Origin of the sequence: Enterococcus sp. AZ109, assembly GCF_051714625.1 — a bacterium.
Lineage (GTDB): Bacteria > Bacillota > Bacilli > Lactobacillales > Enterococcaceae > Enterococcus_A.
In genome coordinates, this window is sequence record NZ_JBIOSF010000001.1 from 986,824 (window position 1) to 1,000,415 (window position 13,592).

The following is a 13,592-nucleotide window of genomic DNA, read 5'->3' on the forward strand; positions in this document are numbered from 1 at the left end:
GTACTAAGCTGTTAAGAGTATTTGGTGAGTCAGGTACTATTCATTGACTGGTTTTACTGAACCATCCCAGTTTTCAAGAATCCAAGCTTGCACATCTTCACTGTGTAATACCTCTAATAATTTTTGGATACGTTCGTCGTCCTTATCCTCTGAACGAGTTGCGATGATATTTACGTAAGGAGAATTATCGCTTTCCAGCAAGATCGAATCATTAATCGGATTTAAGCCCGCACCATAAGCAAAGTTTGCGTTAATAGCTACTAAATCACCTTCATCATTATTGTAAGTAGACGCTAATAACTCTGGATTAACAGTATGATTAAATTTCAATTCTTTCGGATTGTCACGAATATCATCAAAGGTAGCCGTTTCGATATCAACACCATCGTTAACTGTTACTAGATCAGCTTCCTCTAAAATCGAAATAACTCGACCCCAGTCAGATACAGAATTTGAACAGATAATAGTTGCCCCATCTTCTAAGTCTTTGATATCGGTAATTTTCTTAGAATATAAGCCCATTGGTTCAATATGAATCGCCCCAACATCGGCAAAATCGTAGTCGTTTTCAGACACAGCTTTTTCAAAGAAAGGTTTGTGCTGGAAGTAGTTGGCATCCAATTCTCCTTCAGCTAATGATTTATTAGGTAATACATAATCATCAAACTTCTTAATTTCTAAATTGATGCCTTCTTCTTCAAGTAACGGTTTAACATGCTCCAAAATTTCAGCGTGAGGTGTTGGTGAAGCACCAACGACTAAAGTATCATTGCTAGAGCTTCCGCCTCCAGTGCTGTCTGTCGTCTCATTCCCCCCATTTCCACATGCTGCTAAACCAACTGTAATTAATGCAATTGCTGTTAATCCTAATAATTTCTTTTTCATCCTATTTTCCTCCTAATAAATTTTATCGTTTATCTGTTTTCTTCGTCAAAAAGTCACCGACTCCTTGAACGATAAACACAATAATTAAAATGATGACAGTCGCTAAAAGAGTCACGGTGTAGTTTCCTCGTTGATACCCTTCTTGCCAAGCTAACGCTCCCAGTCCACCAGCCCCAATCGCACCGGCCATAGCGGTAAAACCGATCATGGTAATCGTTGTTACGGTAATCCCAGATACTAAAGCTGGCAAACTTTCAGGAATTAATACTTTATAAATGATCTCTAAATAGCTGGCGCCCATTGAATCAGCGGCTTCTAATACACCGCTATCCACTTCACGAAAAGCAATCTCTACTAGACGCGCATAAAAAGGCGCTGCTGAAAGAACCAAGGCTGGAATAGCCGCTTTTGCTCCTAACATCGTTCCCACTAATAGTTTAGTAAAAGGTATAATCAATACCATTAAAATCATGAACGGTGTAGAACGAAAAATATTGCCGATCACCGATACAATTCCATACAACAAACTCTTCCCGCCGGTTTTCTTTCTACCTAAAGTATAAAGAGCTAACCCTAACAGCAATCCGATAATGAAAACTAACACCATTGATGAAATCGTCATGAATAAGGTATCAACGATCGCTTGTTTTAATGTTTCTGGGTCCACCTGTTGAAAATTCAAATACGTTTCACTAAAGCTTTTATCCACGATGGATCACCTCCGCCTCAACATTTTGACTTCTGATAAAGGCCAATGCCTGATCAATTTCTTTTTCTGCTCCGGTTATTTGAACCGTTAATGTCCCAAAAGAATTTCCATCTGCTCGTTCAATATTGCCGTAGACAATGCTGATATCTACTTGAAACTTGCGGATCGCTTGAGAAACAACTGGTTCGCCTGCATTATTTTCTAAAAAGTGCAGTGTTACTAAGGTACCGTTAGGATTTTCTTTCAGGAATTCCTGTACCAATTCAGTTGTATCAGCTCTAGGTTCTAGTTCCTGTTGAACGAAAAGCTTCGTTACCTCTTGCACCGGATGGCGGAACACATCCTTCACCAATCCTTCTTCGACAATTTTACCTTGCTCCATTACTGCCACTTTGTTGCATATTTTTCGGATTACATTCATTTCATGCGTAATCAATACGATTGTTAATCCTAACTTCGCATTGATATCCGCCAACAAATCCAGTACTTCTTCTGTTGTTTGTGGATCCAAGGCGCTAGTTGCTTCATCACAAAGCAGGATATCGGGATCATTGGCTAAGGCACGAGCAATCCCTACTCTTTGCTTTTGTCCGCCAGACAGTTGTGCTGGATAGGCATCTCCCCGACCTTCCAAACCAACTAACTTGATTAATTCATCGACTTTTTGTTTCCGCTGATCTTTCGCAACTCCAGCTAATTCTAACGGTAATTGAATATTTTCACGAACCGTGCGAGACCATAATAAATTGAAGTGCTGGAAAATCATTCCTACTTTCTTACGAAAATCACGTAGCTGGGCTCCTTGAAGTTTTGCTACATTTTCACCTTTAATTGTTACATCACCTTTGGTAGCAGTTTCTAAACCATTTAGTAAACGAACCAGTGTACTTTTTCCTGCGCCAGAATAGCCGACAATACCATAAACGTCTTTTGGTTCTACCGTCAAATCGACACCATTTACTGCATGGATCTGGCCTGTTTTACCTGAAAATGTTTTTTCCACTTGGCGTAATTCGATCAATGCCATTCATCTTCCCCCTTGATAAATAAAAAAAGCTTCCGTCTTAAATGTACATACGTACACTTAGGACGAAAGCTATACTTTCGTGTTACCACCTATGTTTATGAATGCCTCGCGACAATCACCTCATCCAGTACTTGAATGTTGTTCTTCGCATACTGTGGTGCTGTAACGGGCACTCCCGTAACTGACTTACTTACGCTCGTCAATTCTGCTCAAAGACCATCTTCCATCTCATTCTCGTTATCCCTTCTCAGCCTAATGGGACTCTCTTAAAACGTTCATCAGATGTACTCTTCTTTTCATTGCTTTCTCATATGATATGAGTGAATTATAACAAATCTAAAATTTGTCTGTCAATTGATTTTATCGATTTTCTTAAAGTGTTTCAAATTCTTCTACTTCTACTTGTCTAAATGACAATAACCAAGCGTCCAATTCGTCATCTGTATTCAAAACAGCTGGGTCCTTCTCAGCCTTTTCATTGATTGAAGCAACGACACCAGTTACAGGACTTTTAAACTCACTCACTGCTTTTTCCGCTTCAACTTCCAAAAATGGTTCGCCAGCTTTAACTGTTTGACCAACTTTAGGAAAAGAGACAAATGATACTTCGCCTAATTCTTCTTGCATCTCTTTAGTCAATCCTGTACAAAAATCTTTGTCATTATGCAAAACCCATAATCCGTCTTTTTTCTTTAAATGTGCCATTTTATTCGAATACTCCTTTATACGCTTCTTCCTTGAAGCCATTAATGATGAACTGTTCATCCTTGACTAACATTGGTCGTTTCACCAACATCCCGTCGCTAGACAATATACGACTTGCTTCAACAATCGTCAAGTCTTTTACTTGATCTTTAAGATTTAGCTCCCGGTATTTCATTCCACTTGTGTTAAAGAAGCGGCGTATCGGAATATCTGCATTTTCCATCCATGTTTCAAATTCTTCGGCGGAAGGTGTTTGACTGATTAAATCGATGACTTCAAATTCTACGCCTTCAGCTTTTAGCCAAGCCTTCGCTTTTTTACAAGTGGAGCATTTGGCATACTCATAAAATTTATACACGACGAGTCCTCCTAGTTTCTAGCTTCTTCGCAGTTTGGTAACGCATCGAAAGGATCAAGCCAATCCCCATCATGTTGCCTAAGATAGAGGAGCCCCCTTGGCTAATAAATGGCAATGGAATCCCTGTCAATGGTAATAGCCCAATATTGGCACCGATATTTTCGAATACATGAAACAAAATCATCATGATAATGCCGGTTGCGATATAAGCATAGAATTCATTATTCATATCAAAGCATACACGAATCATGCGATAAATCAATAAGAAGTACAACACAATCACAAATGCTCCGCCGATAAAACCAAAGTTCTCACCAATCACACTGAAGATCATATCAGATTCACGAACAGGCACGTACACGTTACTAATATTATAACCAGTCCCAAACATTCCACCTGAGCCAATCGCCATTAACGCATGAGCAAGCTGGAAACTTTGACCTTGAGGATCATGAAAAGGGTCCAGCCAAGAATCAATCCGAGCAAATTGATAACTCTTAAACCCAATGGCTGTTAACAATTCACGTCCAGAATCTGTGGTCACTAGCAAAATGATTGTGGTACCTGTTACCGCAACAAGTAGAATTGCGGGTACCACAATTAGCCAGGAAATTCCCGACATTAAGAACATGCCTGCAAAAATAGCTAGAAAGACGAGCATCGTTCCAAAATCATCCTGCAGCATAACTAGAACTAGAACGGGGATTGTAACTAAAAGAAGTTTGCCAATCAACCACAAATCCCCTTTTAAAGTTCGTAACTTATTTTTCAAATTGTGCTGCGTAATAATAAGAGCCATCATCAAAATATAGGCAATTTTCATCAGCTCTGAAGGTTGAAAGGTCATGGTTCCAACTCTAAACCAGTTTTTTGATCCAGTGGATACTTGTAATTCTGGATCATAGTACCTCAATAAAGCCAACATTACGGCTAAGCCAATCACGTACAAAAACGGGGTTAAGCGCCACAACCATTTAGCATCCAAATGCATAATAATAACTACAACTAAAGCACCCAATATATACCACAAGCTTTGCATTACAATGCCGCGAAAAATATTTGGATCTCGCGGATCGTGAGTCAAGGCCACATAGAGGGAAAGTAAACCAATTAGACAAAGCAGAAAGACAGGTAGAATTACTCCATAATCGATCCGATTTTCTTTATTTCTTTTAAGCGTATCCATGTCTCATCCCTTTTCCAACGATATATCTGCTTATTATAGACGCTTCTTGCGGCAAATAAAAGCGAGCATCTGTTACTTTGAAAAAAATTTAGTCTTCTATTTTAACTATCTTCAATTCATTTAGTAAAAACCAAATCGTACATTGAATGATCATAAAGATTAGTACAAATTGTAGCTTTTCCACTGACCAGCTGCCAACGAGTAATACGAAAGTTGATAGTGGATGTAAAACTAGTTCAATCGAGTGAATGCGCTCAAAACGACCAATGTATATTGCGATTCCTGATAAAAACGCTAGTGCTAGCAAGCTCAGTCTTGGATAATTTCTTAGGTAAGGAATTCTTTTGGTGAGCTCTAACGCCTGCTTCATTCCCACCAACACCATAATAAAAATCGGTAGAATCAACAAAAGATACAAAAACCAATAATAGCTGTCGGACCGAAACAGTCCCTGTTTCTGATAAATGTCTAGCGCTTGTAAATGAAAAAAATCTGTGAGTAAATACGGAATATTCGGGAAAAATAATAACCAAAGTCCACCAAAGAGATACTGCCACTTATTACGCAGACAACCAAAAAGAATTCCAAATTCAATCGGTACCCAGGCCAAAAAGACATTTAAACTCATGAACGAAAAAGGATTTTTAAAGGTCCACATAGCAATAATATAAACTAGCAGAAACAGCCGATAAAAGATGGATTTCCTGCTTTTCATTCTCAACCACTCCTAATTTATTCTGGTATAAATGTACAATAAAGTCGATAACCTGGTTCTATTAGGCTACCGACTAATAAAGCTGATAAGATAAACTAGTTTAGCACAAGCAAAGCCCTAAATCCTCAGATGTTAAGGATTTAGGGCTAATTTTAATGCCAGCTGCAGGGATCGAACCTGTGACCTACGCGTTACGAGTGCGTTGCTCTACCAACTGAGCTAAGCTGGCGAATGATACAAATGAAATTATAGAAAACTTTTAACAAAATGTAAAGCCCCAACGTCTGTCAAAAGCGGTTACATGAAAATTTCAACGAAATATGCTATAATAAGCGTGTTAGAACAAAAGGGGGAATTTTTTACATGGCAACATTTGGTAAAATGACAACGCAGATTGACCCTTCAGAAGCAGGAAAAGATTTTCCTGTTCAGACACGTGTAATGTTCACTGTTCGCAATCAGCCCCAAACTGGCGTAGTGACCAAGCAGCTGAAAAATGCCGCTGTTGTAGAAATAGACGAAAATACGAAAAACGCCGAACTAATTAATCAATCCAACGGGGTTGTAGTTATCAACTATAAGCAAATGAAAAAAATTCAGTGATCCGTTTGGATCACTGAATTTTTTTATCTGGTACCAAATAAACGGTCCCCTGCATCACCTAGACCTGGAACAATATAGCCATGTTCATTTAAGTGATCGTCTAATGCAGCAGTATAAATATCTACATCTGGATGGGCATCTTGTAGCGCCTTAACACCCTCTGGAGCAGCAACTAAGCAGACAAATTTCATGTTTGAAGCGCCGCGTTTTTTCAATGAATCGATTGCCATAATAGCTGATCCACCGGTTGCCAGCATCGGATCAACGATAAACAATTGACGATTATCAATATCCTCAGGCATTTTGAAGAAATATTCATGTGGCTCTAAAGTTTCTTCATCGCGGAATAAACCGATATGGCCCACTTTAGCTGCTGGAATCAATTCTAAAATTCCATCTACCATACCAATACCTGCACGTAAAATAGGAACAATCGCTACTTTTTTACCAGATAATGTCTTTTGTACTGATTTTTGCATCGGTGTTTCAATTTCAATATCTTCTAAAGGCATGTCTCGTGATACTTCATAAGCCATCAAGTTGGCAATTTCACCAACAACCTCACGAAATACTTTGGTTCCGCAATCCTTATCGCGGATAATTGTTAATTTGTGTTGAATCAATGGATGATCAATTACTTGAAACTTTCCCATAATGAATAGCTCCTCATCTATAATTTACTCTTATTATAAGGCAATCCTCTATAGAAAACTAGTCATAATCCTAGTCATTTAGTGGATGTGCGTCAGTTAATTCTAGTATCGCTTTTTTCACTGCATCTAAGCGGCTTTGGTCGCCTTTAGAGCGCAAGGTTTCCAAGATTAATTCTGCGATTTTCTTGCTGTCTTCTTCTTTAAAACCACGACTAGTAATTGCTGGTGTTCCGATACGGATACCACTTGTCTGGAATGGACTCTTTGTTTCAAAGGGAATGGAATTCTTATTAACTGTGATATGAACACTATCCAATAAATGTTCCGCCTCTTTACCAGTCATTTCAAAACCAGTTACATCCAACAAAATCAAATGATTATCACTTCCACCAGAAATCACCCGACTTTCTGGAGCCTGATTAAAGACCTTCACCATTGCTTGGATATTATCTAAAACTTGCTGCTGATAGGTTTTAAAGTCTTCAGACATCGCTTCTTTCAAAGCTACAGCTTTTGCAGCTACTACGTGCTCTAAAGGACCACCTTGTATTCCAGGAAATACCGCACTATTAATTTTCTTCGCTAATGCTTCGTCATTGGTTAAAATCAATCCGCCTCGTGGACCACGCAACGTTTTATGGGTCGTTGAAGTCACGATATCGGCATACGGAACAGGATTAGGATGAAGACCTGTAGCGACTAAACCAGCAATATGAGCCATATCCACCATCAATTTTGCACCCACCTCATCCGCAATTTCTCGGAAACGGGCAAAGTCAATCACACGACTATACGCACTGGCACCAGCAATGATTAGTTTAGGCTGATGCTTGCGGGCTAAAATACGTACCACTTCATAATCGATCGCTTCAGTTGTAGGGTCAACACCATACGCCACAAAGTTATAAGTTTTCCCACTAAAGTTTACTGGAGAACCATGGGTTAAGTGCCCCCCTGCAGCTAAATCCATACCTAAAACTGTATCGCCAGCTTCAATTAGGGAAAGGTAACCTGCCTGATTTGCTTGAGAACCGGAATGCGCTTGAACATTGGCATATTTCGCCCCAAATAATTCTTTCGCACGATCAATGGCTAAGCTTTCGACAATATCAACGAATTCGCATCCTCCGTAGTAACGACGCCCAGGATAACCTTCTGCGTACTTATTCGTTAAGATGCTGCCTTGTGCTGCTTGAACAGCCTCAGAGACGATATTCTCCGAAGCAATCAGCTCCACATTGTTTTGCTGACGTTGTGCCTCTTTTGCTATGGCTTCCCACAAATCGGGATCTACTGCTTGATAATTCAAATACATCCTCACCTTTCCTGATTGTTGTATCTAGTATACGCAAAGATTGCCATATAATCGAATGTTTTAGCTATTTTTTTCAAAATATTTTTGCCCTGCGGCTTTTTTCAAGCGATTCATGTAAGCTGCCCCCAGTTCATTCTCTTCAAAAATTTGTGTTAAAATTACATCACTATGATCGGCTTCATCTAAAGCGCGCAAGCCACTATACAAACCACGAGTTGCCGCTTCCACCGTATCATCTTGGAAAATATACCGATCCGCACTTTGGAACTTGTTACCAATCATGGGACCGACCAACAAGCCGACTGCTTTCTGATTTTGCTCAGCCCATTGGATTGCCGATTCCCAATCATTGTCTCTTACCATCACTACTGGTGTATCAGGAGAATAATGCTTATACTTCATGCCCGGTGACTTGGGTGTTTCGCTTTCTTTGACTAGGTGTTTGTCTAGGAGAACTTCTGTCTGGAGAACTTCCTCCAATTGTTTCTTAGTTACCGCACCCGGACGTAAAATAATAGGGATACTTCCGCTTAAATCTAACACCGTAGATTCCACCCCAATCTGGGTCGCGCCATCATCTAAGATACCCGCAATTTTTCCTTTTAAATCATGATAGACGTGCTCAGCAGTTGTAGGACTTGGCTTACCGGAAGTATTTGCACTGGGGCCCACCAGTGGAGCTCCCGTTTTTTTAATCAACTCAAGTGTTTTTTTATTGTCTGGCATTCTAAAGGCAGCTGTGGATAAGCCACCGGTTACCACGGGGCTCAGACTGTTTTTTTTAATAGGAAAAATCAACGTCAAGGGACCTGGCCAAAAATGCTGAACAATTTTTTCCGTCAACGGATGGTATTTGTCCACAAAGTGTTCTGTCATTTTGAAGTCTGCCACGTGAACGATTAGCGGGTTATCACTGGGACGTCCTTTGACCTGAAAAACCTGTTTAACAGACTCTGGCAAAAGCGCATCAGCGCCCAATCCGTAGACCGTTTCAGTCGGGAATGCCACTAACTCCCCACGCTTTAGCAGTTCTGCCGCATCGTCCAATTCTTCAATTTGAAATATTTTCGTTTCCACAGCTTTTCCACAGCTCCTTTTTTCCGATTTCCTAAGCTATCCTGTTTTCATTCAGAGATATCCACACACTGTGGATAATGAATTTGTCAAGTGTGCATAACCCTGTTGATAACTTTCTGACTGCTTTACAGCTTGATAAATCAATGTTTTTTTATCATATACGTAGTCAAAATATTTTTTGTCCCCATGTTGAACAATTAAAATACTCGAACGATTCGATCGTTTCCAGAAAGATCTTTTCTAACTTCTACATGCTTATCAGGAAAAGCTTGTTGCATTATCTGGCTGACTGCTTTTCCTTGCTGAAACCCAATTTCCAACAGCAGCATACCAGTTGGTTTTAACCATTTCGGGCTTTCCTGTGCGATCTTTTGATAGATGGCTAAGCCATCGTTTTCCGCAAATAATGCCTGCTTAGGTTCAAAAGTACGAACACTCTCATCCATTAATTCCCATTCAGCGGAGCTGATATAAGGCGGATTACTAATAATAATATCTTGCGGCTCTTTAATCACCGACAGTGTATCACCTAAAAGAAAATCTATCTCTGCTATATTTTCACTCGCATTTTCTTTGGCAACTGCTAAAGCCTCTTCAGAAATATCTACCGCGGTTACCTGCCAACTTGGACGAATCAGTTTTAAAGTAATCGCAATTGCCCCAGTTCCTGTACCGATATCCACTACCTTTAGATTTGCTTGTTGGTTCTTTTCCAAACATAACATAACCAGCTCTTCTGTCTCTGGTCGTGGGATTAGCGTTCCTTCTGTAACTTTAAAACGACGACCTAAAAAATCACTATAGCCTAAAATATACTGGGGCGGAAAATGTTCGAGCAATTTTTTGAGATCTGCTTGAATGATGGCTTCTTCTTCTATAGAAATTTCTTCGCGCATGTGTAACAGCCACTGTGTTTTATTCCAGCCTTTGCGTTCAAGAAAAAGGTACTCAATTGCATAGCCTTCTAGGCCTGCTTCTTCTAAAAAAGAAGAAGCCCTTGAAAGGACTTCTACGTAGGTTTTACCCATTTTGCATCTCTTCCAGCTTCTTCGTTTGGTCAAATAGAATCAGTGCATCGATAATTTCATCTAATTTTCCAGTTAGAATTTGATCTAATTTTTGAATCGTTAAGCCGATACGATGATCGGTTACGCGGTTTTGTGGAAAATTATAGGTACGGATACGTTCGGAGCGATCTCCGGTTCCGACAGCTGATTTTCGACTTGCATCATATTCAGACTGTGCTTCTTGTGAAATTTTGTCATACACACGGGCACGTAAAACTTTCATCGCCTTTTCCCGGTTTTTCAACTGAGAACGTTCGTCTTGCATTGCTACAACTACACCGGTTGGAATATGAGTCAAGCGTACCGCAGAGGCCGTCTTATTGACGTGCTGTCCACCAGCACCAGATGCGTGATAGATATCGGTACGGATATCTTTTTCAGCGATGTCAATTTCGACTTCTTCTGCTTCTGGCATAACCACAACTGTTGCAGTGGAAGTATGGATCCGTCCTTGTGATTCGGTAGATGGCACTCGTTGGACACGGTGAGCGCCACTCTCGTATTTCAATTTTGAAAAGACATTGTCGCCGGTAATCATCATAATAACTTCTTTGTATCCGCCAATACCAGTAACATTGGCATCCATCACTTCCGTCTTCCAGCCTTGAGCTTCCGCATAGCGTTGGTACATGTTAAACAAGTCCCCTGCAAACAAGGCAGCTTCATCCCCGCCAGCTGCACCACGGATTTCCATGATGATGTTTTTGTCATCATTCGGGTCCTTTGGCAATAGTAGGATCTTGATGTCTTCTTCTAAGACTTCTTTTTCTTTCTTTAACTCATTTAATTCTTCCTTAGCCATTTCGGCCATATCAGCTTCTAGGTTTTCACCTAATAATTCTTCGGCTTCAGCGATTCCTTCTAAGACTTTTTTGTAGCGGCGATAAGTTTCAACTGTTTCACGAATGCTGGCTTCTTCTTTGGAAAGTCTCATGAATCGTTGGGTATCGGTAACTACCTCCGGATCACTAAGTAATTCACCAAGCTCTTCGTAACGATCCTCCATGCTTTGTAACTGATCGTACATTTATTCATCCTCCTTAATTTCCGGGTGCAAATAGTGCTTGCGACAAACAGGATAATAGGCTTCATTCCCACCAATTTGTACCTGATCACCCTCATAAACGGGCTTGCCATCAATAAAATGCAGGTTCATTGTTGCCTTTTTGTGACAGAACCAGCAAATTGTTTTTAATTCTTCTAATTTATCTGCATACAACAGCAGATATTTTGATCCTTCAAATAGTTCATTTCGAAAATCATTTTTCAAACCAAAGGCCATAACTGGGATACCTAGTTCATCGACTACTTTAGCAAATTCAATCACATGGTGTTTCAACAAAAATTGTGATTCATCTACTAGTACACAATAAGGCTTATAATCAAGTGCCTTAATCGTATCATAGACATTCGTTTCAGCGAAAATGGGCATCGCTGGTCGTTTCAGTCCGATGCGACTAGCAATCACTCCTACACCGTCTCGAGTGTCTAAGCCACTGGTCATCAAAACAACTGGTTTATTTTGCTCTTCATAATTGTGGGCGACCTTCAGAATTTCGATTGTCTTTCCACTGTTCATTGCGCCATATTTAAAAAAAAGCTGTGCCATCTCTTGTCACCTTTCACTTCATTCCTATCGTATTATAGCCGAAAAGAAGTATTTTTTACAGTCATAATTTCTATTCTCTCCTTATTCTCTAAAGATGATGGATATTTCTTACAGTTTTTAGTAAAAAATTTAAGGAAATCCGCACAGAATAAATTAACTGCAGAATTTTTCTTCCTTCTATTTTGATGCGTGATATACTAGTGATAATTATTGGCAGAAGGAGTCTATTGTTCCCATGAACTTTTCACGTCGCCTGAACTTCGTCAAGCGAAGTCTCCGTAGGCTGGACAATCGTTTTTCATCGATTCAAATAATCGTTTTTTATTATTTGATCATGACACTGTTATCTTTGTTTTTATTTTATTTACCTGTTTTTCGTCAGCCTAATTCTCACGCCTCTTTTTTAGATATGGTTTTTATGGCTATTTCCACCGTATCGGTAACTGGGTTAACTACTTTTGATATCAATACTGTTTTTAATGAGACTGGTGTTGTCTTGTTAGAAATTTTGTTCCATGTTGGTGGTCTAGGTATTATGATGATCAGTACCTTCTTTTTCATTGTTTCTAAACGAAGGATTTCTTTGAAGCAGCGGCAACTAATCATGACGGATATGAATCAACCGCGGTTGAGTGGCGTCGTTTTATTGATCAAGATTACCTTAACCATGCTTTTATGTACGGAACTGATCTTTGGCACGGTGTTTTCGATTTATTTCTATTTTATGGACTACTATGCAACTGCTGGTGAAGCCATTTTTTATGGCTTTTATCAGTCTATCTCAGCCGTGACAAATTCAGGCTTTGATGTCACAGGTAACTCTATTATTCCTTTGGCAAATGATCATTTATTTTTGATCATCATTATGTTTTTGATTTTTATTGGCGGCATCGGCTTTCCCGTGCTAATGGATTTTTATGGTTGGGTGACTCACCGCCGCTCAGCTTCCAAGATTCCTTTTCGCTTTAGTTTGTTTTCTAAGATTGCCTTACTGGCTTTTGTTGTCTTATTTGTAGGCGGAACCATTATTATTTGGCTATTGGAGAAAAATCACAGCTTTAGTCACTTATCTACTTGGGATCAATGGCTCAATTCAGCATTTTATTCTATGACTACGCGGAACGCTGGTCTACAGATTCACGACTTGAATCAATTCCAAAATACTACCTTGATTATTTTCTCAATGTTGATGTTTATTGGATGTTCTCCTAGCTCAGTCGGTGGCGGCATTCGAACCACTACGATAGCCATTATTGGCTTGTATTTATACTCTTTCTTAAAAAACGAAGAAGACATTAATATTTTCAATCGCCGGATTCCCCAAAATGACGTACGAAAATCGGTGGTGGTTTTTATGCTTTCGATGGGGATGTGCTTTTTTAGTATCCTATTTTTAACTGCTACTGAGGACCATTCGCTGATTTCAATTATTGTCGAAGTGACTTCAGCTTTTGGAACAACTGGTTTGTCTTTAGGTATAACGGACGATCTGTCAGCCACTGGTAAAATTATGATTGCTATTTTGATGTTTATTGGTCGAATCGGCATGTTGTACACATTATTGCTGTTTGTACCTAAAGAAACTCGTGACTTAGGGTATGAATATCCGGAAGAAAAGATTATTATTGGGTAGGAGCCTTGCAGCTCCTGCTTTTTTTGTAGAATCATTAAGAATGAGAAAAG

15 protein-coding genes, 1 tRNA gene and 1 other annotated feature are annotated in these 13,592 nt (G+C 39.6%); of the genes, 2 read left to right on the top strand and 14 right to left on the bottom strand.

Translation table 11 applies throughout. From position 1 onward, the window contains the following. Positions 1-36 precede the first annotated feature (36 nt). The 8 genes from IGI42_RS04770 to IGI42_RS04805 form a co-directional block, all read right to left on the bottom strand. Positions 37-885, bottom strand: a complete 849-nt coding sequence (locus tag IGI42_RS04770; RefSeq protein ID WP_438714595.1) for a MetQ/NlpA family ABC transporter substrate-binding protein — start codon at positions 883-885, stop codon at positions 37-39. 22 nt (positions 886-907) lie between these two features. Beyond that, positions 908-1,594 (bottom strand): methionine ABC transporter permease, encoded by a 687-nt coding sequence (locus IGI42_RS04775; RefSeq protein WP_438714597.1) that lies wholly within the window; start codon positions 1,592-1,594, stop codon positions 908-910. Then, the gene (locus tag IGI42_RS04780) at positions 1,587-2,621 is read right to left on the bottom strand and encodes a methionine ABC transporter ATP-binding protein (protein ID WP_438714598.1); all 1,035 of its coding nucleotides are present in this window, start codon (positions 2,619-2,621) and stop codon (positions 1,587-1,589) included. The genes IGI42_RS04775 and IGI42_RS04780 overlap by 8 nt, the downstream gene beginning before the upstream one ends. Before the next feature lie 55 nt (positions 2,622-2,676). Beyond that, positions 2,677-2,930, bottom strand: a binding site (T-box leader). A gap of 63 nt (positions 2,931-2,993) precedes the next feature. After that, complete coding sequence (locus IGI42_RS04785; protein WP_438714599.1) at positions 2,994-3,326, bottom strand: glycine cleavage system protein H; 333 nt, start codon at positions 3,324-3,326, stop codon at positions 2,994-2,996. Position 3,327: 1 nt separating this feature from the next. Continuing rightward, complete coding sequence (locus IGI42_RS04790; protein ID WP_438714601.1) at positions 3,328-3,684, bottom strand: arsenate reductase family protein; 357 nt, start codon at positions 3,682-3,684, stop codon at positions 3,328-3,330. Beyond that, positions 3,677-4,870 carry an FtsW/RodA/SpoVE family cell cycle protein gene (locus IGI42_RS04795; RefSeq protein ID WP_438714603.1) on the bottom strand — a complete coding sequence of 398 codons (1,194 nt, stop codon included), beginning with the start codon at positions 4,868-4,870 and terminating at the stop codon, positions 3,677-3,679. The genes IGI42_RS04790 and IGI42_RS04795 overlap by 8 nt, the downstream gene beginning before the upstream one ends. Before the next feature lie 88 nt (positions 4,871-4,958). Continuing rightward, entirely contained in the window at positions 4,959-5,585 is a 627-nt protein-coding gene (locus IGI42_RS04800; RefSeq protein WP_438714604.1) for a DUF1361 domain-containing protein, read from the bottom strand. Between the two features lie 156 nt (positions 5,586-5,741). Then, a tRNA-Thr gene (locus tag IGI42_RS04805) sits at positions 5,742-5,814 on the bottom strand. 134 nt (positions 5,815-5,948) lie between these two features. Here IGI42_RS04805 and IGI42_RS04810 point away from each other — a divergent pair. Continuing rightward, positions 5,949-6,188 (top strand): hypothetical protein, encoded by a 240-nt coding sequence (locus IGI42_RS04810; protein WP_438714605.1) that lies wholly within the window; start codon positions 5,949-5,951, stop codon positions 6,186-6,188. Between the two features lie 23 nt (positions 6,189-6,211). Here the strand turns inward: IGI42_RS04810 and upp are convergent, their stop codons facing one another. The 6 genes from upp to IGI42_RS04840 all read right to left on the bottom strand — a co-directional run bounded on the left by upp (position 6,212) and on the right by IGI42_RS04840 (position 11,909). Then, the gene (gene upp, locus IGI42_RS04815; protein ID WP_438714607.1) at positions 6,212-6,841 is read right to left on the bottom strand and encodes a uracil phosphoribosyltransferase; all 630 of its coding nucleotides are present in this window, start codon (positions 6,839-6,841) and stop codon (positions 6,212-6,214) included. 70 nt (positions 6,842-6,911) lie between these two features. Beyond that, positions 6,912-8,150, bottom strand: coding sequence for a serine hydroxymethyltransferase (gene glyA / locus IGI42_RS04820; protein WP_438717012.1), 1,239 nt, complete (start codon positions 8,148-8,150; stop codon positions 6,912-6,914). 66 nt (positions 8,151-8,216) lie between these two features. Then, on the bottom strand, positions 8,217-9,233 hold the full coding sequence (locus tag IGI42_RS04825; protein WP_438714609.1) for an L-threonylcarbamoyladenylate synthase: 1,017 nt from the start codon (positions 9,231-9,233) through the stop codon (positions 8,217-8,219). Positions 9,234-9,430: 197 nt separating this feature from the next. Then, entirely contained in the window at positions 9,431-10,261 is an 831-nt protein-coding gene (prmC, locus tag IGI42_RS04830) for a peptide chain release factor N(5)-glutamine methyltransferase (RefSeq protein ID WP_438714611.1), read from the bottom strand. After that, entirely contained in the window at positions 10,254-11,327 is a 1,074-nt protein-coding gene (gene prfA, locus IGI42_RS04835; protein WP_438714612.1) for a peptide chain release factor 1, read from the bottom strand. The genes prmC and prfA overlap by 8 nt, the downstream gene beginning before the upstream one ends. Beyond that, complete coding sequence (locus IGI42_RS04840; protein ID WP_438714613.1) at positions 11,328-11,909, bottom strand: thymidine kinase; 582 nt, start codon at positions 11,907-11,909, stop codon at positions 11,328-11,330. Positions 11,910-12,144: 235 nt separating this feature from the next. Here IGI42_RS04840 and IGI42_RS04845 point away from each other — a divergent pair, with 235 nt between their 5' ends. Continuing rightward, a complete protein-coding gene (locus IGI42_RS04845) occupies positions 12,145-13,542 on the top strand; it encodes a TrkH family potassium uptake protein (protein WP_438714615.1) in 1,398 nt (465 codons plus the stop codon). Positions 13,543-13,592: the final 50 nt, after the last annotated feature.